This is a genomic window from Halobellus captivus, assembly GCF_003697845.1.
In the GTDB taxonomy this organism is placed as follows: domain Archaea; phylum Halobacteriota; class Halobacteria; order Halobacteriales; family Haloferacaceae; genus Halorubrum; species Halorubrum glutamatedens.
On sequence record NZ_RDQE01000010.1, the window covers coordinates 15,570 to 38,838 of the forward strand.

Sequence of the window (23,269 nt, forward strand, 5' to 3'; positions counted from 1 at the left end):
TGACGGATCGGCGACCTGAAAGGCTCCACGGCATCACGGCATCACGGCGACCCCGGCCGATGAGGAAACACTCATGGCATCGGTCTGACTAGTGTTCGACATGACGGGAGCCGGCGGATCGGGGGCGAGTCGCGATCGGAACGATGCCGGGACGGAGACGAACCGGTGTCGGCCCGCCAGGCGGTCCGTGCTCCGCGGGACGGCCGGCGTGTTGTCGGCGGCCGGCGTCTCGACGTGGGGGCTCACCGAGGGACCGACGACCGCGGCGGCGACGAACCACGTCCCGGACCGGGCGGTCTACGTCGGCTCCGACGACGGGTCGCTGTACGCGGTCGACGCCGAGACCGGCGAGGCGGTCTGGCGCTTCGACGATCCGAGCGACGCGGTCTCCTCCTCGCCGACGGTCGTCGACGGAACCGTCTACGTCGGGTCGATCGACGGGACGCTGTACGCGGTGGACGCGACCGACGGGTCGTCCGTGTGGTCGTTCGAGATCGGTGACGGCGAGGACGGGGGGATCGTCTCCTCGCCGACCGTGGTCAACGACAGGGCGTTCGTCGGAGCCAGCTCCGGTTCGATCGTCGCGCTCGATCGCACGGAGGGAACCGAGGCGTGGCGCGTCGAGGAGTCCGTGAGCGCCGTCGTCTCCTCGCCCGCCGTGGACGGCGAGACGCTCTACGTCGGGACCGAGGGCGGCGACGTCCTCGCGCTCTCGACGGACGACGGGACCGAGCGGTGGCGCGCGTCGGCCCCCGAGGACGGGATCTCCTCGTCGCCGGCGGTCGTCGACGGGACGCTCTACGTCGGCTCGTTCGACAACCGGGTGTACGCGTTCGACGCCGTGGACGGGGAGCCGGCGTGGAACGCGGACCTCGGGGACATCGTCTTCTCCTCGCCGACGGTCGTCGACGGGACCGTCCACGTCGGCAGCGTCGGGGCCACCGTCGGGCTCCACGCGCTCGACGCGGGGACGGGCGACCGGCAGTGGGTCACCGACGGGACCCCCGGCGTGGTCTCCTCGCCGACGGTCGTCGACGGAACCGTCTACGCCGGCAGCGTCGACGGGACGCTGTACGCGGTCGACGCCGAGACCGGCGACGTGGAGTGGACCGCGGAGTCGGGAGACCAGATGAACTCCTCGCCGACCGTCTCCGACGGGACGGCCTTCGTGGGGGACGCCGCCGGCACGCTGTACGGGTTCGACGTCGAGAACGGCGAGGAACGGTGGCGATTCGACGATCCCGGGGACGCGATCTTCTCCTCGCCGACCGTCGTCGACCTCGCGGGAGAGGGACACGGCGTCGGCTCGCGGACGACGCTCGGGACGCTCGGGCACCATCACTCGGCTGCGGGCGTCGAGTTCGAGGGCGGAAGCGGCTCGACCGGTTCGGACGACTCGACCGATTCGACCGGTTCGGACGACTCATCCGTCGACGGGTCCACGGAGGGCGACGCGGACGGCGACGGGCCCGGATCGTCGGACGGCGGTGCTGACGAGTCGGGAGCCGGCTCGATCGACGGCTCCACGGTCGGTTCGGGCTCGTCGGGATGGGCGAGTCGAGTTCCGGCGATCGGGCTTCTCGGCGCGGCGGGCGGACTCACGGTCGGCGCGCTCGCGGCGTATCGGTTCCTCGGCGGGGACTCGGACGACGCGTCCTCGGGAGCGGGATCGGAGGCCGGCTCCCCGGCGGGACGGCCGTCGACGACGGACGCGGCGAGTTCGGCGACTGCGGCGGAAGCCACCGGAATCGACGAACCGGATACGGGCACCGCCGGGACTGACTCCGCGCAGGCCACCGTCGACGAGGGTACGGCGTCGTCGGCATCGCCGGCGTCGACGAACGACACCTCGGCTGCATCGACGATCGACTCCTCGGGCGCGTCATCCGGGAGTTCTTCGACCGACTCGACCGACTCGACTGACTCGACGGCTGATCCGGAAACGGCTCAACTCGACGAGGACGCGCCTCGATCCGACGTCGAGACTGCCGACTCGATCGGCGGCCCGGACGAGGGCGCGTTGCTCGCGGCGGTGGACGAACTCACGTCGGTCGAGACGGTCGGTTCCGTCGGCCCGATCGTCACGTACGCGGTCACGGACGAGCGGATCGACGGGAGCGACGGACGAGTTCTCGCGCTACCGGACGCGGAGTCGGCGGTCGCCGACCGGTTCGAATCGGTCGCGACCGACTGGGGCAGCGTCAGCCACTACGACGGGATCGCCACGGTGTACGGATCGGGTACCGAGCCGTACCCGTGGATGCTCACCGACCCGGTCCAGGCGGTCCCGACGCTCGCGGCGCATCTCGACGACCTGCCCGAGAACCCCGCGGCCCGGCTCTCGCCCGTCGTCGACGCCGCCGAGGCGTTGTCACAGGCCAGCCGGTACACGGTCAGACACTACTACCTCTCGCCGGAGACGGTCCGCGTCGTCGGTTCGAGGACGGAGCCGACCGGGATCGTCGACGATTGGGGGATCGGATCGGTGACAGAAACGCCCGAACACGGAACGCGCGCGTCCTCGCCGTACACCGCGCCGGAACAGCTCCCCGACTCCGACGAGCCCCTCTGGCGGGGAAAACCCGACACGTACGCGCTCGGGGCACTCGCGTATCACGCCGCGACGGGGAGTCCGCCCGCGGACGGCCGTCCCGCGAAGCCGAGCGAACACGCCGGCGTCCCCTCCGAACTCGACCGACCGATAACCCGCGCCATCGACCCGGACCCGGACGAACGGTACGACTCGATCGGCGAGTTCGCGCGAGTGCTCAGGTTGGCCGCCTTCGATTGAACCCGTCGACTGTGCGACCGTCGGACGTCGGCGGATCGGGACCCGCTCGGCGCCGGTTCGACGTCGATACTGGCTCGATCCCGATCCGACATTGATACGATCTCGAGATCGAGAATACATGGACAAGTGATATGTCTGGCGACGAAGAACGTGTCAGCGTATGCCATCACGTCGTCGATTCCTGGTTGCGGGGGCCACGGCGGGAACGATCGCCCTCAGCGGGTGTACTGACGCCGTCGAGATCGCCACACAGGAGGAGATCGAGCGATCGGCCGAACCAGCGGAGCCGGACGAGGAGAGCGTCGAGGAGACCGGTTTCGAGCAGGTTCGAAGCGAGACCGTCGTCGTCGAGGAGGAGTTCGAGGAGTTCGGCCAGCGCCGGGAGTTCACGGCCCGGACGGAGGTCCGTGCGTACATCCGGGAGATCGAGTCGGAGCTCACCGGCCAGGAGGAGTCGGTGTTCGCCGTCGTGAGCACGCCCGGCGTCGACGCCGCCGGCCAGCAGCTGAGCCCGCTCGCGAACATGGACGAGGAGGAGCTGATCGAGGAGGCGCGCGGCGAGATAAGCGGGGAGTTCGACGGGGAGATCGAGGACCCGGAGCTCGACGAGACGATCGAACAGGAGATATACGGCGAGACGAGGGAGGTGAGCGTCTACGAGGTGACCGTGATCCTGCCCGACGGCACCGAAGAGCAGGGATACCTCCACCTCACGATCGTCGAACACGGCGAGGACGTCGTGCTCGTCGCCGGCGCGTACCCCGCGGGCGTCGAGGGCGAACGCGAGCGCATCGAGCGGCTGTTCGAATCGTTAGAGACGGAGGATTCGGAGTCGTAGACCCGGCGGGTTTTACAACGAACACGAAAGTGGTGAGACTGGGTCGATCGAGTGGAAAAGACCGATCAGAAGTCGATGTTGAAGTCCTGTGTCGTCGTCTCTCCCGAGTCGACCTGAACGGTCGCTTCTTGCTCCTCACCGCTCCGTGAAGCGATCAGCGTGTACTCGCCAGATCCGACGTCCTCGATCAGGAAATCCCCGGTATCCGAGTCAGAACTGGTCTCCCGAACCGTCTCTCCGTCCTGACGGAGTTCGAGTTCGTAGAGGGCCGGGTTGCCGTTCGCCGTGGTCGTCCCGTTGATCGCTCCGTTCTCCTCGAGCTCGAAGTTCTGAGTGACGTCGTCGTTGCCGGTAACGCTGGCCGTATCCGTGGTGTATCCGTCGAGGCTCGCTTCGATCTCGTACTCGCCTGCCGGGATGTCCTCGATCTCGTAGGCTCCTCCGGCGGGAGTCGTATCGGAGAACTCGTCCTCGCCCACTACCGTGACCGTCGCACCATCGAGTCCTTCACCGTTCGAGTCAGTAACCGATCCGGAGAGGGTGAACGTACTCTCCTCGAGCTCGATCGGATCCTGTTCACCGAACGACTCGACCGGTCGTTCGACCGATTCGTAGCCGTCCTCTTCCGGCACCACGTTCAGCGTGTAGCTTCCGGAGAGGTCATCGACGGAGAACTCGTAGCTCTCGCCGGTCGTGCTGGTGACGGTCTCGTCGTTTCCGTCGACGAGTTCGATCGACGCGTTGAGTCCGTCCCCGTTCGCGTCGACGACGGTTCCGCTCACGGTCGCGCTCGTCGGAGCGATCTCGACGCCGTCGGTTCCGTTTTCGCCGACGTCGACCTCCTGGGTACCGTACTCGAAGACGTCCGTCGAGCCGGCGGAGACCTCGTAGGTCCCGGCCGAGACGTTCTCGAAGGTGAACGCTCCCCCTTCGGCCGTCGTCGTGCTCGTGTTGCCATCGACCTCCGTGCCGTTCCCGTCCGCTATCCGTTCCGCGGTCACTTCCACGTCCGTCCCGATCGCCTCGCCGTCGGCGTCGACGACGGTCCCGCTCATCGAGGCGAGAGCGGCGTCCGTGCCGTTCGCGGCTCCGCCGTCGTCGCCGCCACCGCCGCCGATCAGCCCGAACGCGGAGGCACCGAAGAAGGCCGCGATCAACACGATCAACACGATCGCGCCGATGGCGACGTACTTGCCGATCTCCGCCATGTCGAACCGGCTCGAGGAGCCCGCACTCGAGAGCCGGTCGGTCGTCGACCCGCCGGAACTCGGCGCGCTCAACGCCGGGACGCGCTGGCTGACCCGTCTCCGTATCTCCGAACTCGAGAGACCGTGCTCGCGTGAAAGCGTCTGGACCGACTCGTTGATCGAGGCGATCTCCTCGTCGATGAGCCGGCTCCGGATCGACTCCTTTGTCGACTCCCACCGCGCTTCGGTGTCGCCGACCGGAACGATGCCGCTCGACCCGTTCGGGGCGACGACCAGGTCGAAGTCCGACAGCGCGTTCGACTCCGGCGAGTCGGCGACGGCGGCGCGGTTGTACGTGCCCATGAACTCGTTGACGAGTCCGAGCGCGCTCTCGGCGTCGCGCACGCCGACGGTCCCGCCCTGCCGCGAGCCGATCAGCTCCTCCAGTATCGCGCGGTCCTGAGTGCTTCCCGGAAGCGAGGTTTGGCCGGCGTCGAGCGCCCGGAAGACGCTCATGTCGTCGGCGGAGTCGTCTATCGTGTACCCCCACTCGCTTTCGATCCGGTCGCGAAGCGCGTCGATGAACTCCCGCATCGAGCCGTCCCGCGTGTCGTACACCGCGTAGAACTGTTCGGTGCGTGCGTTTCGAGTCTCCCGTGCCCGGAAGAACATCGTGAACTTTCGCTCACGCCCCGTCTCGATCGCGAGTCTGACCCCGTCGTAAAACAGGTCCTTCACCCGCTCGTTCGACCGCCCGGCCTCGCCCGTCGGCGAGTGTTCGTTCCCTTTCGTGTCGTATACGCGTAGTGATGGCATCCGTGTTCACCCCATCTTCTCGAGGAGTTCGTCGAATCCGACGGTCATCACGTTCCCGTTGCGGTCGCGCATCGGGACGCGTTCCCCGTTCTCGTCGGTCGTCGTCTGGTAGTACACCGGGTGGATGTTCGACCCGGAGGTGTCCTGTACGAGCGTCCGAACCGTCTGGTTGTTCTCGATCAGCGTCTCGCTGACGAACTCCCGGAACTCGTCGAAGTACTGGTGTGCCTCGAGCGCCTGCTTGTCGCGGAACTCCTCGGCGAGGATGTCACACTTCGTCGCGACGAGCAGCACGTCCTTGTTCGAGGCGACGTCCAGGATGTCGAAGTACGGCTCTATCTCCAGCGGCTCGTTGTTGTGGTATCGTTCGACGTCGATGATCAGGATCAGCGTGTTGGCGTCGCGAACCCGCTGGGCGAGCAGCCGGAGCGTCGAGTTGTCGATCTCGTCGTCCGGACTCATCAACGCGTTCGGCAGGCGTTCGAGGTACTCGCCCGCGTAGTCGAGGCTCGACAGCTGGATGTTCTTCGGGAACACCCGGCCGTCGACGAAGTTGAAGTTCAGGTCCTCGACGTCGGTCTGGCCGGTCGCGTCGAGCTTCCAGCCGGTGTCCTTCGACGCCGCGTCGAGGGACCCGACGAGCTCCATGAGGTCGCTGCTCGGGTTCAGCGGCGTGTCGGCCTCGCGGCCGACCGCGTCGTCGAGCGCGGCCAGGTACTTGCCGACGAGGAAGAGCGACTTCCCCGATCCCTGCGGACCCAACACGAAGAAGTTCTCGGAGGCGTCGTACGTCACGAAGCGGCGCAGCGTGACCACGAACACCGCCGCCATGAGCGTGTTCACGCCGATGCCGGACCACTCGACGCTCACCTCCGGAGTCGGCGGCACGATCCGGACCGTCTCGGCGGAGACCTGGAGTATCTGCGGCAGGTTGAGGTGGAACTCGACCAACCCGCCGACGACGATCGCGCTTATCAGATAGAACAGCAGCGTCGCGGACCGCCGGAACTCGAGGGCGCTCGCGGTCCGAACCTCGAGGAGCTTGGGACCGCCGCCGACGAGCCCGCCGCCGACGAAGCCGCCGAGGACCCACACGATGTTGGCCCCGAAGTCGATGTTGGGGATGAAAAGCCCGATCGACAGCAGGGCGACGAGCGCGGAGACGGTACCCAGACACAACAGGATCCCCTGGACTCGTTTCTTCGGATCGAGGGTCACGAGGACCAACAACCCGAGATAGAGCCCGAACATCAGCGCGGAGAACTGTTCGAGGGTGACGCCCAGAAGCGGGTTCAACGCGAGGATCGCCGGCCGGACGATGTCCGACGCCTGCCACGCCTCCCCGAGCGAGAGGAAGAGCGGGCCGGCGACGATCACCATCACGGCGAAGTACACGACGAGAAAGACCTTCTCGCCGTTGTCCTCGAGGAACTCACCGATCGTCGTCATCTATGTCACTCCCCCCCGTCGAGCGTTTCGGAGGGCGCGTCCGCCTGCTTCGCCCCGTCCGTGAACGGGACGCGCTCGATGTGTTCCTCCAGGAGGTCGCGTTTGATCTCCCCCTCGTTCCGGAGGAAGAACTGGGTGTCGTTGGGGTTCTCGAGGTTCAACACCTCGTTCCGCCGGACGTAGTACCCCTCGTCGAGGCCGTGGGTGTGGTGAACCAGGATGTCGGTGTCGTCGGACGCCTCCTTGGCCTGGTACCCGGTCTGGTAGCCGTCGGCTTCGACCTCCGCCCGGAGGTTGTCCAGGAAGATCCCGTCGATGAAGATCCCGAGCCCGATGTCCCAGCTTCCGCCGGCCTCGACCGGGAACGAGGCGAAGTTCTCGCTGCCGGCACCCAGGTTGTACGCGCCCTGGAAGACGGGTTTGAGGTCGGCCACGTCGCCGATCTGGTTTATCGCCCGGCTCATCACGCCGACGACGATGTTCATGTCGTTGTATCGGGAGCGGTCGCCGCTGATCCGGCGTTTCCGGATCCCGGTGTACTTGGGGTTGTGTGCGTTCTTCGCGAGCTCCTCTAAGGAGCCGCGGAGCCGCTGTTTCTCCGTCTCGTCGTCGAACAGCTTGCTCTCGGCGATGTCGGCGTCGTCGCGGAGCTGGAGGATGTCATGGGGTTTGACCGTCTTGACGTAGTGGTACTCCTCATCCTCGGTCGAGACGGACGTCTCCCGGCTCTCGTTGTAGTTCTCCCGGAGGTTGCGGTACTTCCCCTGGGAGTTGATGAACGCGTCGCGCGGGCCGTTGAGCTCCTCGAAGAGGCTGACCGTCCCCTCGTACAGCTCTGCTTTGTGTTCCGCGTCCTCGAGCTCCGACTGGAGCTCGTCGCGGCGACGCTCGATGTCGTCGGTCTCGACGACCTCGTCCTTGATCAGCTCCTCGAACTCGTGTGCGAGCTCGGAGAAGCTCGCGCCCGAGTCGAGCTGGCGTTCGATCTCGTCGAGCGCCCGCGGACTGTCGGTCTCGAGTTCGGCGCGGGTCTCGGTGACGATGTCCCGGCGGCGGTCCTCGAGTTCCTCCTCTATCGTCCGCTGGAGGCTGTCGACGGAGAAATCCAGCTCGATCGACAGCGAGTCCCCGGCACGGGAGATCGCGAAGACCTCGTTGTCGTCGAGCTGGTTGCGTTTCATCCGGTAGTTCTTCTGTGCCTGCTTGCGCTCCTCCTCGCCGGAGGTGTCCCACGGGAGGATGGACTCGATGGTTCCCTCCTCCTGGTTCATCAGGAGGAACGCCTCCTTCGCGTCCGCCAGGTCGGCGAGCGAGCCGTTTATTCGCCGCTCGGTGTCGGAGACGTTGATCCCGACGCGGTCGAACTCCTCGGAGAGCTCGTTGAGCGTGCTCCGCACCTGTCCGTCGCTCACCGCCTCGAGCTGGTCCTCGGTCTCCGCGTTCTTCACCTCGCGGGCGTACGCCTCGAGCGCCATCTCGAGCTCGTCGCCCATCCGCTCGGCGTCGATCGACCGGCAGTCCTCGTACTCCTCGTAGATGGGCTGAACCGACCGCTCCCACTCGTCGACGCGACGGTCGACCTCGTCCTGTTGGGATCGCCGTCGCTCCTCGAGCTCCTCGTCCGCGTCCTCGAGGTCCGCCTGGAGCCGGTCGCGGCGATCGGCCGCCTCCTCGAGTTTGGCCTCGAGCTGGTTGAGCCGGACGCCGGCGTTTATCGCCTCGTCCTCCAGCGCGAGGAGGTAGCTGATCGTGCTCTCGACGCGGTTGTCGTCGACGGCGCGAAGCCGGACGAGCAGGTCCTTCCGGTGTGCGAGGCGGTTCAGCTCGTCGCGGATCACGTCGCCGAGCTGTTTGTCGATGCTGTCGACGAACTGCTCGCCGTCGGTGCTCACCTCGGCGGTCCCGGCACGGATGGAGCCGCCGATCACCTCGATGAGCTCGACGATGTCGTCCGTCTCCATCTCCGCCTCCGAGACGATCTCGCGGTAGATCGAGACCGACTCGTAGTCGAGCTCGGTGAAGAGATCGAGGTCGAGAAGCGACTTCACGTTGTTGAGCCGCGTCTCGAGGTCGGTCCGGTCGGAGTCGTGGAGCTCGCCGTTCATGCCGTCGGGGCTCCACTCGCGCGAGAGGAACCGGTCGACGCCCGCGTAGATGTCCGCCTCCGCCTCGAGGGCGTCCTGTTTGGCGTTCAGGATGTCCTTCGTGACGGTTTTCGCGTCCTGGATCGCGTCGACGTTGTACCGGAGTACCTGCGGGATCCCGATGATGAACGGCGCGTGGGAGGGCGTGTCCGCGAACGGGTCCTCCATGTCCATCATGTTGTAGTAGGTCGCGATGAGGTAGATCGCGGCCCGGTCGAACTCCAGGAGCGCGTCGGAGCTCTGGAGGATGTTCGCCTTCTTCCCGCCGAACCCGGTTGGGTCGATAGGGATGAGGATCCGGTCCTTGAACAGGTCCTCGTCCTGAAGGCTCAGGTACTCGAGCTCGGAGAGCGCGGCGTGTGCGTTCGCGTTCTCCGCGTCGCCCTCGTCGTCGTTCGGCAACACGCCGAACAGGGTGATCTCCGCGGTCCGCTGCGTGCGCTTGAGGTGTTTGACGAGGTCGATGAAGATCCCCGACCCGGAGCCGCCGCCGAGTCCGGCGATGACCGCGACCTTCCCGCGGCCCGGGAGGTCGATGGCCGTCCGGACGTCGTCGTCCTCGGCGTACGCCTTGTAGTAGAGCCCCTTCCCCAGACCGCGCTTCCGGACGACGCCGGTGGCGAAGTCGAGGTTCTCGTTGATGAACTCCGGCTGGAGCCACCAGTTCTCCTCCTCCATCCCGACGCCCGAGGCGATCCGCGGCACCGCCTCCTCGCCGATGAGGTCGTTCTGGTCGTGGAGCTGGATGTTCCGGGTGAGCGGGAGGTACTCGATGGTGATCTCTCCCGGTCGGCCGGTGTGTTCCGAACGGAGCCGGTCTTTGGTCTCCTGGATCTGCTGTTCGATCTCCTTGATTCGTTCGAGGTCACGGTTCTCCTCCTCCTCCGCCGTGTCGATCACGGTCACGGTCAACGTCTCGGGGTTCGGGCGGGGCCGCAGGACCGCCTCCTGGACCCAATCGGCTTTCAGAAGTTCGTACGTAATGGCCTTCCCAGCACCCCCGATCGCAAATATCCTGCTTGGGAGATTCATGCTGACATCCAACGATCCTTACAACTATCTATAAATTATTCGATGGCTGGACGTTTTGTTGACAGATCTCGGAAACGAACGCGGGCGGATCGGCGGTTCTCGATCACGCGCCCGGATGGTTCCCCATCGATACAAACGTTCGTTCCCCACAGCTACAAACCGGCCCGCGTGGTACGGGTGAGCATGTTGCCGATCGCGGACCGATTCGACTCGGCGTACGACGGCTGTGACGTGTTGTACGGACGCGGACGTACCGCCGACCTCGGAGACTACCTCGCCGATCGAGGGGTCGACGGCGCGCTCGTCGTCTGTGGTCCGAACGTCGGGACGAACGACGCCCTCATGGAACCCATCCGGGCGGGCCTCGGCGACCGACACGCGAGGACCTTCGACGGAACGACTCCCGAGAAGCGGGCCGAGACCGCCTTCGATCTGCTCGAGGCGGCGGCGACGGCGGACGCCGACGCCCTCGTCGCGGTCGGCGGCGGGAGCAGCCTCGACGTCGCGAGACAGGCGTCCGTCATCGCGGCCGACGGGCGCGACCTCGCCGCCCTCGAGTCGGAGGCCCGCGGGGGATCGATCGACTCGCCGATCGCGGACCCGGCGTTTCCGGTGGTCGCGATCCCGACCACGTTCGCGGGGGCGGACCTCTCGGCCGGCGGGTCGCTCGAAGTGCTCTCCGCCGACGCGTCGCCGACGGGCCAGCCGCTGACGGTGAGCGGCTCCGCCATGCCGGTCGCCGACCTGCTCGACCCGGACCTCTTCGAGACGACGCCGCGGTCCGTCCTCGCCGGCTCGGCGATGAACGGGTTCGATAAGGGGATCGAGACGGTGTACGCCCGCGACGCCTCGCCCGTCAGCGACGCGACCGCAGTCCACGGGATCCGGCTCCTCTCCGGGTCGCTCCCGGTCGTCGCGGGCGACCGCGCCGGCGACGCGGCGGCCGCGATGGACCGGGCGGTCGCCGGGACGCTGCTCGTCCAGATCGACCGGAAGATCAGCGTCGTCCACGCGTTCGGCCACGGGTTCGCCCGCCGGTACGACGTCCAGCAGGGCGCGATCCACGCGGTCGTCGTTCCACACGTCCTCGCGTACCTCTTCGAGGAGGTCGACGCCGGCCGTCGGGCGCTCGCCGCCGGGCTCGGGATCGACGCCGAGGGCCGCGACGACGACGCGGTCGCCGAGGCGGTCGTCGACGCGGTCGCGAGCGTCCGCGACGCGCTTCCGGTTCCGAACCGTCTCCGCGACGTCGACGTCGTCCGCGAGGACGACCTCCCCGCGATCGCCGAGTTCATCGCCGAGGACCCGCCGATGGAGCGCGCGCCCGCCGGGATCGACGCCTCGCCGGAGCGGATCGAGGGCGTGCTCCGCGGGGCGTGGTAGGACGGTCCCCGTCGACCACGTCGGGACGGGGTCAGTCGTCCGCGACGGCCGCGTCGGGGCGGTACGCCTGGCTGATGGCCTTCCACTTGCCCGAGCGGAACCGCCAGTAGTTGATCGCCGCGGGTATCGTCGTCTCGGCGAGGAACGCCAGGTAAAGCCCCCACAGGCCGAGTTGGGTGGTCGCCCCGACGTACGCCAGCGGGATCGACACGAGGAACATCCCGACGAACTGGCTGGCGAACGGTACCTTCGTGTCGCCGGCGGCGTCGAGCGGGCCCGCCGCCCCACCCGAGATCCCCTGGAAGACGACCGCGACACAGGCGGCGTACACCAGGTTCACCGCGATGGGTACCTCCGGACTGTCCGCGCTGTCGGCGAAGAGGACCACGATGTCGCCCGCGAACGTCGCGATGAGCGCCGCGCTCACGAGGTACGCCCCCACGGAAAAACGGATGATGTCGCGGGCGTACGCCTCCGCCTCCGCGGGGTCGTCACCGCCGAGCTCCTGCCCGACGAGGCTGGAGGAGGCGAGCCCGAAGCCCCACCCGGGCGTGTTCATGATCCCCCAGATCCGGCGGGCGATCACGAACGCTGCCACCGTGCTCTCGCCGAAGATGTCGAGCACGAAGAGCATGGGGAACTCCGCGGAGGTCCAAACGAGGTTCCGGGCGCCCACGGGGAGGCCGATCTCGACGAGGTCGTGGAGCATGTCCGGGTTGAGATACGACCCGAACGGGTCGATCGCGACCGGGAACGCGCCGAGAACCGGGAGCCGACCGCGCGCGATCCCGGCCGCGAACGCCGACGTGACGACGACGTTCGAGAGGACGGTCCCGAGCGCGGCGCCCTCCACGCCCCAGCCGAGTCCGAAGATGAACCACGCGTTCAACACGACGTTCACGATCGCCCCGCCGGCGCGGAGCTGCATCGCGGTGTAGGAGTCGTCACAGCCGACGAGCGCCCGCCCTCCGACCAGGTTCAAGCCCGCGAACGGCACGCCGATCCCGACGATCCGCAGGTAGTCCGAGCCGTACGCGATCGCCGTCTGGTTGCTACTGATGAGCGAGATGAGTTCGGTCGGGTACGTCCAGAAGACGAGCGTGACGGGGATGCTTATCATCACCACGAGCAGGGTGCTGGCGCGGATCGCGTCCCCGAGCTCCCGGAACGCCTCGGCCCCGTAGCGCTGTGAGACCAACGCGATCGTCCCGCCGGCGACGCCGCCGCCGATGGCGAACGCGAGCCCCCAGAAGGGGCCGGCGAAGCCGACGCCGGCGACCGCGCTGGTGCCGAGTGCGGCACCGACCATCGCCACGTCGACCGCGTTCTTCGACATGCGGGCGATCCCCGTGACGATCCGCGGCCACGCCAGGTCGGTCGTCCGGACCACGCGGTGGCGGTCGATGAGCCCCAGACGCGCGAGCGCGAAGCCGATGTAGAGGATGACGAGCCGGAACGGGTTCGGAATGGAGGACACTGAGTACGGTTCCTTTCTCGGGGATTAATAAAGGGGTTTCCTCACGCGGCGGGCGTTTCCGGATCGTCGTCGGCCGCGTGCGGCTCTCAGGCACCCGAGACGAGGTAGACGGCGGCCGCCGCGAAGGCGATCCCGAGCGCCTTGCGCGCCGAGAACGACTCGCCGAGGAGGAGCACGCCGATCAGCGAGGAGAACACGAGGAACATGGCGAATATCGGCGTCACGACGCTGACCGGGCCGAGCGAGAGCGCCCGATACAGTGCGAGGATGCCGATACCGAGGAAGACGCCGGCGCCGAGCACGTGGAGCAGTTTGGGAGAGGCGAGATGCGACGAGAACCCCTGTCCGGTGTACCAGACGATGCCGGCCGCCATCGAGACCAAAAGGACGTTCGAGACGATGACGGCGACGTCGCTGGGGATCGCGTCGGGTCCGGTGGTCGCGACCCGCATGAGCGGCGAGACGAACGTGTACGCGCCCATCGCGAGGAGCGCGTAGGGGAGGTAGGTTGCGTCCATACGCTCCTCGTCGAAGGCGACCGGCAAGTCCCTGCCGACTCGTGGCGGGGCACCGTCCCGTGATCCACCGTCACCGGTCCCGGCAGTCACTCGTCCCGGACGCCCCGACTCTCCGACTCGTCCCGGGTCCGCCGCTCGCTCCGGTCGGGCTCGTACGCGTGTCCGACGAGCAGAACGACGGCGTTGGCGACGAGGAGGGCGAGGACCGCCGCACCGAACGCGGGGATCCGGTCGCGGAGGACCGCGAGACCGACGTAGACGACGGGAAACGCGACCGCCGTCCAGAACGCGAGACGCTCCGCGGCCGCCGAGACGCCGGCGGAGCCGGAGCGAGCGAGCGTCCGAACGCGTGCGGATTCCGTATCGCGACTCATCCCGTGTTCGGATCACGGGGGAAGACGGCAAATACGAAACGAAGGCACAAACGGCGTTTTTCGTTACCTCTCCCGGACCGAGAGGGCGGTCTCCGATCGAATCCCGAGAGCGGTCCCTGATCGCTTCCCGCGAGTTATCGGTTCAGTACGTTTTTGCACCGAGCGGCCGAACGGTCGGGTATGGAGTCCACGTTCGACCACGTGATGATCCGCGTCGAGGACTTAGAGGAGAGCCTCGACTGGTATCAAACGCACCTGAACTACGAGGAGAAGGGTCGCTGGGAGGCGGACACGTTCACGAACGTGTTCCTCGGCCCCGAGGACGTCCACGAGTCGGGCGCGCTCTTGGAGCTCACCTACAACCACGACGACCGCACCTACGAGATTGGCGACGGGTGGGGCCACATCGCGGTGCGCGTGCCCGAGGACGCCCTCCAGGAGTCGTACGACGAGCTGATCGAGGCCGGCGTCGAGGACTACCGCGACCCCGAGTCCTGCGGGAACCGCTACGCGTTCGTGAAGGACCCGGACGGCCACGAGGTCGAGATCGTCAAGCGCGACTACGGCGCGAAGTGGAGCCTCGACCACACGATGATCCGCGTCGAGGACGCCGACGCGGCGCTCGGCTACTGGACGCGAAAGTTCGAGTTCGGTGAGGCCCGCGACCGCTGGGAGGCCGACACGTTCGCGAACTACTTCGTCGCGCCCGAGGACGCCCCGAAGGAGGCGATGACGCTCGAACTCACCTACAACTACGACGGCCGGAGCTACACGATGGGCGACGCGTGGGGTCACCTCGCGATCGAGGTCGACGACCTCGACGACGCCTGGGAACGGTTGATGGTTCGCGAGTCCGCCGACTACCGCGATCCCGAGTCGTGTGACAACCGCTACGCGTTCACGAAGGACCAGGACGGCCACGAGGTCGAACTGGTCACCGAGGACTGACGCACTGAAAGCGGTCCGAACCGCCGGAATGACCGCCTCACCGCTACGACGCCCGTTTTCGACGTGCCGACGTCCGCCTTCGACGTGCCGACGTCCGCCTTCGACGTGCCGACGTCCGCCTTCGACGCGCCGATTGCCTACTCCTCGACCGGCCGGAAGACGACGACCCGCCCGCCGTCGGTCTCGCGCTCTCCCACCGTGACCTCGACCGCGGTACCGACCTCGACCGCGTCGTCGACGGCGTCCGCGTTATCACCGTCCCCCGTGTCTCCGTTCCCGTCGTTCACGGGATCGACGCCACGGACGACCCCCGTCAGCCGGACCGGTCCGAACCGGGCGACCGCGGTGACGTACGGGGCGTCGTCGGCGAACCGCGGCGAGGGGACGTGGACGACGGTGTAGGTCTCTATCTCCCCCCGCTCCGGGAGCGCCTCCTCCGAGAGCGACGACGACCCGCACTCCGGACACACCCGCCGCGGCGGCAGCGAGCCGTGTCCGTCCGGACAGACGAGCGCGTAGCCGGCACCCTCCGCGAGCGCGTCGATCCACTCGTCGTAGCCGGCGTTCACGGTCGCCGAGGCGCCGTTCCCCGCGGTCTCGTCGCTCATTCCGCCACCTCCAGGACGTGGACGACGGCGCTCGCCACCGTCCCGCCCGCGTTGTGCGCGACGCCCACCTCGGCGTCGGCGACGTGGTCGCTGTTCGGGTGATCGCCGCGCAACAGACGCGTCACCTCGGCTATCTGCGAGCCGCCGGTCGCGCCGACGGGATGGCCCTTCGCCTTGAGGCCGCCGGAGAGGTTCACCGGGAGGTCGCCGTCGGCGGTCGTGTGTCCGTCGCGGGCGGCGGCGATCCCCTCGCCCGGCTCGGCGAACCCGAGCGACTCGATCGCGAGCACCTCCGCGATCGTGAAGCAGTCGTGGACCTCCGCGAGGTCGACGTCGTCGGGGCCGATCCCGGCGTCGTCGTAGGCGGCGGCCGCGGCGTCGTCGGCCGCGGGCGTCGACGCGAGGTCCGCCCGGTCGGCGAGGGCCATCCGGTCCGTCCCCTGGCCCGTCCCGGTCACGGCGACGGGCGCGTCGAGGTCGTTGTCCGCGGCGTACTCCTCGGAGACGAACACGAGCGCGCTCGCGCCGTCGGTGATCGGACAGGCGTCGTAGAGGTGGAGCGGCTCCGCGACCGGCGGGGCGGCGAGCGCCTCCTCGACGGAGACCGCCTTCCGGAACTGTGCGTACTCGTTCGGGAGGGCGTTCTCGTGGTTCTTCGAGGCGACGTGTGCGAGTTCCTCCCGCCCTCCGCCGTGAGCCTCGAAGTAGGCGTTCGCCATCAGCGCGTACGCGCCGGGGAACGTGACCCCCGCCCCCACCTCGAAGAGGTCGTCCGCGGCGATCGCCAACCCCTCCGTCGCCCCCTCGGTGTCGAGGTTCGTCATGCGCTCCATCCCGCCGGCGAGGACGACGTCGGCGTCGCCCGCCGCCACCGTGCGGACCGCCTCGCGGACCGCGACGCCCGCCGACGCACACGCGGACTCGTAGCGGGTGGCCGGACAGCGGACCCCGGCCGCCTCCGCCATCAGCGGCGCCTGGTGGCCCTGGTGCTCCGCGAGCGCGCCCATGAAGTTGCCGTAGTTCAGTTCCTCGACGGCGTCCCGGTCGACGCCGGCGTCCGTGAACGCTCGGTCAGCAGCCTCCGCGAACAGGTCCCGACCCGTTCGCTCGGGCTGGCTCCCGAACTGCGTGAGTCCGACGCCGGCGACGCGTACCCCAGTCATACACGATCGATGGTCCCGGACCGCGTTTAGCTCTGCCGGAACGGGGGATCGGATCCGGAACGGGAGGAGAGAGACGACGCCGGGAGGAGGGAATCGACGGTCTACCCGATGTAGCGAAGGTCGTCGTCGGGGACGGCCGGTCCCTCCTGCATCTCGCGGATCTTGCCGACGACCTCCTCCATCTCCTCGGCGCGGTCCTCGAGGGAGTCGTAGGCGAGCTCGAAGTCGAGCAGCTCCTCGAGGACCTCCAGGACCGCCCGCGCGCTCTTCGGGTCGACGAGGTAGCCGCTGGTCTCGCCCATCAGACAGGCCGCCTCCAGCCCGCGGCGACCGCCGAGACCGAGCACGAGCCCGGACACCCCGACGATCCCGCCCGCCGGCTCGTCCGGCCGGAACTCCACGCCGGCCTCGCGAAGGCCGTCCGAGAGCGTCGCCTCCGAGACCGCGCCGAGCACCGTGTACTCCTCGACGAGCTCGCCCGTGGGCACGCCCCCCAGCGCGAACGCGCGCTCCGCGCCGAACGACTCGGCGACGTCGAGGAACGTCGAGGTGAGCGAGTAGTGGCCCGCGTTCGATCCCGCCTGGTGGTCGCCGGTCAACACGAGCAGGTCGGCACCGTCGGTCTCGACGGCGTGGAACTCCGCACAGGTGAGCTCCGCCACTCCGTCCTCGCCGTCGACGCTCACCTGTGGCGGGAACTCCGTCGCGTACACCCGCCGGACGAGTTCGCCGTCGAACTCCTCGAGGAGGTGTTCGGCCGCGAGCTTTCCCACGTGGCCGACGCCGGGAAGCCCCTCGATCAGCACCGGCTCGTCGAGCTCCGGCGTCGCCACCTCGTCGATCTCGATGTCGTCCATGTCGTGTCCGTCCGGGCGGCGGTCACAAGAGGGTGGCTATTCCGCGGGCAGCGATCGGAGGCTCCGGGGCGGTTCCGTCGGGGGCGCTCAGTTAGGACGTGCCGTCGGGATGGCTCAGGGCCGGTCCCGCCGCGCACGCCGGCGGTACTCGCCGTACCGGTCCGTCGGGTCGAACGGGGCCGGCGCGCTGTTCTCCGTCGGCGCGTCACAGACCGGACAGCTGTCGCCGAGCGTGTACACCGGACGGTCGTGAACGTTCTCCGGATCCGAACAGACGTGAATATCGGAGCGCACGGGGGGTGAAGATGAAACGTAGGGGGTCGCGATTACTCGTCGTCCTCGCGTCGTTCGCGGTGGAACGACCCGACGCCGCCGGCCGACTCGATCGCCACGCGGGCGCGCTCCGCGGCGGCCTCGAGCTGGTCCTCCGCGGTCTTGTAGTCGGGCGCGCGCACCTTGATCCGGTACTCGGGCGAGCCGACGTAGCCCACGTCGAGCTCGACGCCGTCCGGGACCTCGCCGTTCCCCTCGGCGGCCTCCAGTGCGCTCTTGACGTCGTCGACGCCGTCGGACGCGGTCGACTCGAGGTCGACGTAGCCGGTCACGTCGACGTACGGGACCGAGACGTTCTCCCGGGCCGCGTCGACGATCGCTTCGGCCGACTCGTCGTCGACCTCCACGTCCTCGAGCGCCTCGAGCCCGCGGATCGCCGACGCCTCGAAGGCGTCGTACAGCGAGTCGTACTCGCGGAGGAGCGCGTTGGCGACCGAGGTGTAGCGGTCGTCGCCGACGTCCTCGCCGAGCGCGATGAGCATCCAGTTGTCGGCCTTGCGCTCGTTCTTCCAGTCCTGTATCGTCTCCTTTCGCTGGTGTTCGTTGACGTCCTTGATCGAGAGGTCGATCTGGTTGGAGGACGTATCGACCTCGAGCACCTTCGCGACGACCGTCTGCCCCTCGCGGACGTGGTCGCGGACGTTCTTGATCCAGCCGGAGGCGACCTCGCTGATGTGACACAGGCCGCGCTTCCCCTCGTACTGGTCGAGATCGACGAAGACGCCGAAGTCGGCGATCTCGTCGATCTCGCCGACGACGAGCTCACCGGGTTCGGGCCAGCCGCTGTACTTCATGATGGGGGGTGAGGCGGTTACCGCGCCTCAACGGTTTCCACGACGTCGCCGTACAGCTCGGCCTCCCCGCCGGTCGGGGTCGCGAGCGTGGTGCCGCAGACGGCACACGACACGACCGAGGAGGCCTTGCCGAAGACGACCTGTTCGTTCTCACAGTCCGCACAGACCACGCGGTGGAAGCTTCCCGCCATGGTTACTCCTGGAACGTGAGTCGGCCCGCGCGCCATCCCTCGCGCATGTGGGCCTTCCCGCAGTCGCTGCAGCGGTACTTCAGGTGGGTCTTCTTGGTGGGCTTGTCGCCACCGGGCACCTTCGAGTATCCGCCGGCGTTGCCGATCGTCGCGAGCGCGCGGCGTCGCTGACGCGCGTCGCGTTTCATGCCGGTCGCACGGCCCGATCGGACCTTCTCTACCTCGTGCTCCTGATGGGAGTCACAGTGAGGGCAGTACGTATTGAAGCGGCGTGGCATTTCCATGGATATCTACCTTGGAAGCCGGTTCGACGCCGACGCTTAAAACGGGTTTGGTCTGGCGTGGACGGCGGACGCGGCGTCCGTCGGGGGCGAATCGCGCCCTCGGACCGCGGCCTACAGCGTGTAGTCGTGCTTGCCCGTCTCCGACTCCAGGAAAGCCGTCAGCAGGTCGATCGTCGCCGCGACGTCCCGCACGTCCGCGGTCTCGGTCACCGTGTGGAGGTACCGCGTGGGGATCGAGATCGCGCCGACCGGCTTCGCGCCGCCCGGAGTCTGGAAGCCGGCGGTGTCGGTGCCGCCCGCCGGCAACACCTCGTGTTGGTGGTCGATGTCGTTCGACTCGGCGACCGCCGTCAGCCGCCGGTGGACCTTCGGACTCGTGATCACCGAGGAGTCCTTGAGCTTGATCGCCGCCCCCTCGCCGAGGCTCGTCACCGCGTCGGCCGCCTCGCCGATCTGCGGGACGTCGTTCGCGACGGTGACGTCGAGCGCGATCGCGAGGTCCGGATCGACGTCGACGCCGAGCGCGTGCGCGCCGCGGAGCCCGACCTCCTCCTGGACCGTCGCGGCGAAGTGGATCGTGGCGTCGGGGTCGTCGATCCGCCGGGCGGCCTCGAGCATCGCGAACAGGCAGACCCGGTCGTCGAGCGCCTTCCCGGTCACGCAGTCGCCCATCCGCGTCGTCGTCTGGTCGAGCGTGACGAGGTCGCCGACGCTCACCAGTTCCTCGACCGCGTCGGCGTCACGGCCGAGGTCGATGAAGACGTCCGAGACCTCGTCGTCGGCCTCCCTCTGCTCGTCGGTGAGCGTGTGTGGCGGGACGGAGCCGATGACGCCGGTGAGGTCCTCCTCGCCGTGGACGGTCACGCGCTGGGCCCGGAGCACGCGCGGGTCGAACCCGCCGAGGGCGTCGACCTGGACGAACCCCTCGTCGTCGACGTAACGGACCATGAACCCGATCTCGTCCATGTGGGCCGCCACCGCGACGGCGTAGTCGGACCCGCCCTCGATCGTCCCGACCACGTTCCCCATCGCGTCGGTGCGGACGCGGTCGACGGCGTCGGCGAACTCCCGTCGAACGATCTCCCGGACGCGGTCCTCGTACCCCGGAACCCCCCGGGCCTCCGTCAGCTCGTACAGCAGGTCTTCGTCGAGCGGATCGGCGCCGCCGAACGGGTGGTCACCGTCGATCGGGTCGTCGTCGGACGTGGCGGTCATGCGCGGATCCAATGCCCCCACGGTCAAAGTACCGTGGGGTCCAACGCAGAGAACGGTAAACTGATTCATCGTGGTTCCACAACGCTTTTGCGGTCCCTCCGGAGAGGTGGGTGCATGACGGACGTCAAAGCGGAACTCCGCGAACAGTTCATGGACGCGTTCGGCGGCGCGGACTTCCCCGTCAAGAACCAGATGGACCTCGTCCCGGCGCTGCCGAACGGCCCGGCGACGAAGTTCGAGGCGGGCGACGTGAGCTTCACCGCGATGGAGCTCGCCGCCAAGCTCGGCAGCGACCAGGACTTCCCCTACGACAGCGCCGAGGAGCTCGTCGACGACGTCCTCGAGGCGCTCGAATCGAAGGACCTGATCTGAACCCGCCCGTCGACGAGGGTCGGCGAGGATCCGCGAGACGTCCGCCGGCGAGAGGTTGATAGGCACGCAACCGTTAGGTCGCCCGTGACCGTGGCCGCTACCGGCGTCGTCCCGCCGTGGGTGCTTGCGGGGGTCGCACTCGGCGTCGCAGCCTCCGTCGTCGTCGCCGTCGTCTTCTACCTCGGTCAGCGACTGTTCCCGGAAGAAGCGTCCTCCGTCGAGGGGGCTCCGAACGGCGACGCCCGCCGTCGCGGGGAGATCCGCGCGTATCTCACGGCGATCGGCGAGCGCTTCCTCGAGGACCACGCGGTCGGCGGCGTCGTCGTTCCCTTCTACCTCCCGGCACGCGGGGTCGCCGTGACCTTCGACGCGCACGACTACTTCCGGCTCGAGGGCGAGAACGTTCACGCCGTGTTGTGCGAACACGAGATGCCCGGACGCGGGCTGGGTCGGCGGCTCCCGTTCGACGTGACCGAACCCGACTGGGGAGTCGGTCCCGAACGGCCGCGACGAAACGACCGCGTCGCGGACGCCTTCGCGGAGCTCGGGCTCGCGACCGGCGCCGACGCCGACGAGGTGAAGCGGGCCTACCGCGAACGGGTGAAGGAGACCCATCCTGACCACGGCGGCGACGAGGCGGCGTTCCGCCGGGTCCAGGAGGCGTACGCGACCGCCAGCGACCACGCCGACGAGAACACGGCCGTATCCGACCGGGCAGGTCGGGGTGGCCGATCCGGGCGGGACGGCCGCCGGAGCGGACACGGATTCGGGCGCTGACACGACCACTCCGTCCGTATCCACCCGTTCTTTCGGACCCGCCGATCCGTTCCGAACGAACGTTTATATCGATAGACACGTCATCACGTGTCACATGCGCGCAGCCAGACTTCACGAGTACACGGACGACATGACCGAGGGGCTCACGATCGACGAGGTCGACCGTCCGGAGGCGACGGGCGCGAGCGACGTGATCGTCGAGGTCGAGGGGGCGGGGTGGTGTCAGACCGACAACCACATCATCGAGGGGATGTGGGAGGAGTACGTCCCCCAGGATCTCCCGATGACGCTCGGCCACGAGAACGCCGGGACGGTCGTCGAGACGGGCGAGGACGTCGGGATCGTCTCCGAGGGTGACCCGGTCATCTGTCATCCGGTCCAGACCTGTGGCACCTGCCGACCCTGCCGGCTCGGCGAGACGATGTACTGCGAGAACGACGCGTTCAACGGGCTCACCACCGACGGCGGCTTCGCCGACTACCTCCACACGAGCGAGCGCTCGGTGATCCCGCTTCCGACGGGCGTCGAGCCGGTCGACATCGCCCCGCACGCCGACGCGGGGATCACGGCGTACCACGCCGCGAAGAAGGCGGTGGCCGACCTGGTCCCCGGCGACCACGCGGTCGTCATCGGCGTCGGCGGGCTGGGCCACATCGGCCTCCAGTGTCTCGACGCGATGAGCGCGGCCCGGATCACCGCGGTCGACCTCAAGGAGTCCGCGCTCGACCTCGCGGAGGGGTACGGTGCCGACCACGTCGTCAACCCGAGCGAGGCGGACGTCCGCGAGGAGCTCGACGGGATCACCGACGGGAAGGGCGCGACGCAGGTCCTCGACTTCGTCGGCGAGGACGTGACGACGGCGTACGCCCCGGACATCACCGCCGCCGGCGGCGACCACCATATCATCGGCTACGGCGGCCACGTCCACGAGCCGGCCCAGGCGCTCGTGAACGGCGAGTTCTCGTTCGTCGGCAACATCGTCGGACGCTACGCCGAGCTCCAGGAACTCGTCGCGCTCGTCGAACAGGGCGACGTCGACCTCCACACCAGTCGCTACGACCTCGGCGAGGTCAACGCGGTCGCCGAGAGGCTCGAGCACGGCGAGATCGACGGCCGCGCCGTGATCACGCCCTGACGGGAGCGAGCCGGACGGAGACTCAAGTCGGCGTTTCACCCTCGAGAAGAGATATACGGTGCGTCGTTCACCGTCGAACATGAACACGATCCTCGCTCGTTGGTCCGACCTCTCGCCGTCCCGTCGGTGGTCGCTCCTCGCGGGGATCTACGCGTTCGGCTGTGCGGCGGTGACGGCGGTCCTGCTCTCCGACATGCTCGGGCTCTTCGCCGAAGTGATCGGCCTTCCCCCCACGATCTCGATGCTCCTCCTCGCGAGCCCGGCGCTCGTCGCCGGCGCGGCGATCTGGTGGGCGGTCGTCGAACGATCGGGGACCTACGCGTACCATCGTGGAGCCGCGTTCGGGCTGCTCACCGCGCTCGTCACCGGAGCCGCGTGGACCGGCCGATTCGTGGCCGTCTGGGGCGTCGAGATGCTCACGGCGGGCCCGTCCCGCTGCTGGTCGGCTTCACGCTCGGGGCGACCGCCGTCGCGGGAGCCCTCGTCGGCCTCCCGATAACCTACGCCCGCCGCCGGAGCGGGGCACGCCCCGACGCCGCCGCGACCGCTAACTCCTTGTGACTGCGGACCACACCGAGGGCGC

Annotated in this window: 21 protein-coding genes and 1 pseudogene; 8 read left to right on the forward strand and 14 right to left on the reverse strand. The window is 68.3% G+C overall.

Annotation, left to right across the window (positions count from 1 at the left end):
* Positions 1 to 100: 100 nt before the first annotated feature.
* Entirely contained in the window at positions 101 to 2,791 is a 2,691-nt protein-coding gene (locus tag EAO78_RS12155) for an outer membrane protein assembly factor BamB family protein (RefSeq protein ID WP_122106108.1), read from the forward strand.
* A gap of 160 nt (positions 2,792 to 2,951) precedes the next feature.
* Positions 2,952 to 3,629, forward strand: coding sequence for a DUF6517 family protein (locus EAO78_RS12160; RefSeq protein ID WP_122106109.1), 678 nt, complete (start codon positions 2,952 to 2,954; stop codon positions 3,627 to 3,629).
* Positions 3,630 to 3,694: 65 nt separating this feature from the next.
* Here the strand turns inward: EAO78_RS12160 and EAO78_RS12165 are convergent, their stop codons facing one another.
* The 3 genes from EAO78_RS12165 to EAO78_RS12175 are packed head-to-tail and all read right to left on the reverse strand — an operon-like array spanning position 3,695 to position 10,257.
* Positions 3,695 to 5,632 carry a carboxypeptidase-like regulatory domain-containing protein gene (locus tag EAO78_RS12165; RefSeq protein WP_122106110.1) on the reverse strand — a complete coding sequence of 646 codons (1,938 nt, stop codon included), beginning with the start codon at positions 5,630 to 5,632 and terminating at the stop codon, positions 3,695 to 3,697.
* Between the two features lie 6 nt (positions 5,633 to 5,638).
* The gene (locus EAO78_RS12170) at positions 5,639 to 7,081 is read right to left on the reverse strand and encodes a hypothetical protein (protein WP_122106111.1); all 1,443 of its coding nucleotides are present in this window, start codon (positions 7,079 to 7,081) and stop codon (positions 5,639 to 5,641) included.
* A gap of 5 nt (positions 7,082 to 7,086) precedes the next feature.
* Entirely contained in the window at positions 7,087 to 10,257 is a 3,171-nt protein-coding gene (locus EAO78_RS12175; protein ID WP_122106112.1) for a tubulin-like doman-containing protein, read from the reverse strand.
* A 183-nt stretch (positions 10,258 to 10,440) separates the two neighbouring features.
* Between EAO78_RS12175 and EAO78_RS12180 the strand changes: the two genes are divergently transcribed.
* Positions 10,441 to 11,640: an iron-containing alcohol dehydrogenase family protein gene (locus EAO78_RS12180; RefSeq protein ID WP_122106113.1), complete on the forward strand. Its 1,200-nt coding sequence runs from the start codon at positions 10,441 to 10,443 to the stop codon at positions 11,638 to 11,640.
* A 31-nt stretch (positions 11,641 to 11,671) separates the two neighbouring features.
* Here EAO78_RS12180 and EAO78_RS12185 read toward each other — a convergent pair whose 3' ends face one another.
* The 3 genes from EAO78_RS12185 to EAO78_RS12195 form a co-directional block, all read right to left on the reverse strand.
* The gene (locus tag EAO78_RS12185; RefSeq protein WP_122106114.1) at positions 11,672 to 13,117 is read right to left on the reverse strand and encodes an MATE family efflux transporter; all 1,446 of its coding nucleotides are present in this window, start codon (positions 13,115 to 13,117) and stop codon (positions 11,672 to 11,674) included.
* 86 nt (positions 13,118 to 13,203) lie between these two features.
* Positions 13,204 to 13,635, reverse strand: coding sequence for an EamA family transporter (locus EAO78_RS12190; RefSeq protein ID WP_122106115.1), 432 nt, complete (start codon positions 13,633 to 13,635; stop codon positions 13,204 to 13,206).
* An 86-nt stretch (positions 13,636 to 13,721) separates the two neighbouring features.
* The gene (locus EAO78_RS12195) at positions 13,722 to 14,009 is read right to left on the reverse strand and encodes a hypothetical protein (RefSeq protein ID WP_122106116.1); all 288 of its coding nucleotides are present in this window, start codon (positions 14,007 to 14,009) and stop codon (positions 13,722 to 13,724) included.
* 180 nt (positions 14,010 to 14,189) lie between these two features.
* Here EAO78_RS12195 and EAO78_RS12200 point away from each other — a divergent pair, with 180 nt between their 5' ends.
* Complete coding sequence (locus EAO78_RS12200) at positions 14,190 to 14,957, forward strand: VOC family protein (protein WP_122106117.1); 768 nt, start codon at positions 14,190 to 14,192, stop codon at positions 14,955 to 14,957.
* 137 nt (positions 14,958 to 15,094) lie between these two features.
* On the opposite strand, the gene EAO78_RS12205 is transcribed toward EAO78_RS12200, so the two are convergent.
* The 8 genes from EAO78_RS12205 to EAO78_RS12240 all read right to left on the reverse strand — a co-directional run bounded on the left by EAO78_RS12205 (position 15,095) and on the right by EAO78_RS12240 (position 20,402).
* Positions 15,095 to 15,565, reverse strand: a complete 471-nt coding sequence (locus tag EAO78_RS12205) for a Zn-ribbon domain-containing OB-fold protein (RefSeq protein ID WP_122106118.1) — start codon at positions 15,563 to 15,565, stop codon at positions 15,095 to 15,097.
* On the reverse strand, positions 15,562 to 16,728 hold the full coding sequence (locus EAO78_RS12210; protein ID WP_122106119.1) for a thiolase C-terminal domain-containing protein: 1,167 nt from the start codon (positions 16,726 to 16,728) through the stop codon (positions 15,562 to 15,564). The genes EAO78_RS12205 and EAO78_RS12210 overlap by 4 nt, the downstream gene beginning before the upstream one ends.
* Positions 16,729 to 16,829: 101 nt before the next feature.
* Positions 16,830 to 17,585 carry a proteasome assembly chaperone family protein gene (locus EAO78_RS12215; protein WP_122106120.1) on the reverse strand — a complete coding sequence of 252 codons (756 nt, stop codon included), beginning with the start codon at positions 17,583 to 17,585 and terminating at the stop codon, positions 16,830 to 16,832.
* A gap of 114 nt (positions 17,586 to 17,699) precedes the next feature.
* The gene (locus EAO78_RS12220; protein WP_122106121.1) at positions 17,700 to 17,879 is read right to left on the reverse strand and encodes an RNA-protein complex protein Nop10; all 180 of its coding nucleotides are present in this window, start codon (positions 17,877 to 17,879) and stop codon (positions 17,700 to 17,702) included.
* Positions 17,880 to 17,911: 32 nt separating this feature from the next.
* Positions 17,912 to 18,712: a translation initiation factor IF-2 subunit alpha gene (locus tag EAO78_RS12225; protein ID WP_122106122.1), complete on the reverse strand. Its 801-nt coding sequence runs from the start codon at positions 18,710 to 18,712 to the stop codon at positions 17,912 to 17,914.
* A 17-nt stretch (positions 18,713 to 18,729) separates the two neighbouring features.
* Positions 18,730 to 18,903, reverse strand: a complete 174-nt coding sequence (locus EAO78_RS12230; protein ID WP_122106123.1) for a 30S ribosomal protein S27e — start codon at positions 18,901 to 18,903, stop codon at positions 18,730 to 18,732.
* A gap of 2 nt (positions 18,904 to 18,905) precedes the next feature.
* Positions 18,906 to 19,187, reverse strand: a complete 282-nt coding sequence (locus EAO78_RS12235; RefSeq protein WP_066414660.1) for a 50S ribosomal protein L44e — start codon at positions 19,185 to 19,187, stop codon at positions 18,906 to 18,908.
* A gap of 111 nt (positions 19,188 to 19,298) precedes the next feature.
* Positions 19,299 to 20,402 (reverse strand): M42 family metallopeptidase, encoded by a 1,104-nt coding sequence (locus tag EAO78_RS12240; RefSeq protein WP_122106124.1) that lies wholly within the window; start codon positions 20,400 to 20,402, stop codon positions 19,299 to 19,301.
* 114 nt (positions 20,403 to 20,516) lie between these two features.
* Here EAO78_RS12240 and EAO78_RS12245 point away from each other — a divergent pair, with 114 nt between their 5' ends.
* From EAO78_RS12245 to EAO78_RS12260, 4 genes and pseudogenes are all read left to right on the forward strand, one after another.
* Positions 20,517 to 20,774: an MTH865 family protein gene (locus EAO78_RS12245; protein WP_122106125.1), complete on the forward strand. Its 258-nt coding sequence runs from the start codon at positions 20,517 to 20,519 to the stop codon at positions 20,772 to 20,774.
* An 84-nt stretch (positions 20,775 to 20,858) separates the two neighbouring features.
* A complete protein-coding gene (locus EAO78_RS12250) occupies positions 20,859 to 21,551 on the forward strand; it encodes a J domain-containing protein (protein WP_122106126.1) in 693 nt (230 codons plus the stop codon).
* Between the two features lie 94 nt (positions 21,552 to 21,645).
* Positions 21,646 to 22,686: an NAD(P)-dependent alcohol dehydrogenase gene (locus tag EAO78_RS12255; RefSeq protein WP_122106127.1), complete on the forward strand. Its 1,041-nt coding sequence runs from the start codon at positions 21,646 to 21,648 to the stop codon at positions 22,684 to 22,686.
* A gap of 79 nt (positions 22,687 to 22,765) precedes the next feature.
* Positions 22,766 to 23,247: pseudogene (locus EAO78_RS12260) on the forward strand (hypothetical protein).
* Positions 23,248 to 23,269: the final 22 nt, after the last annotated feature.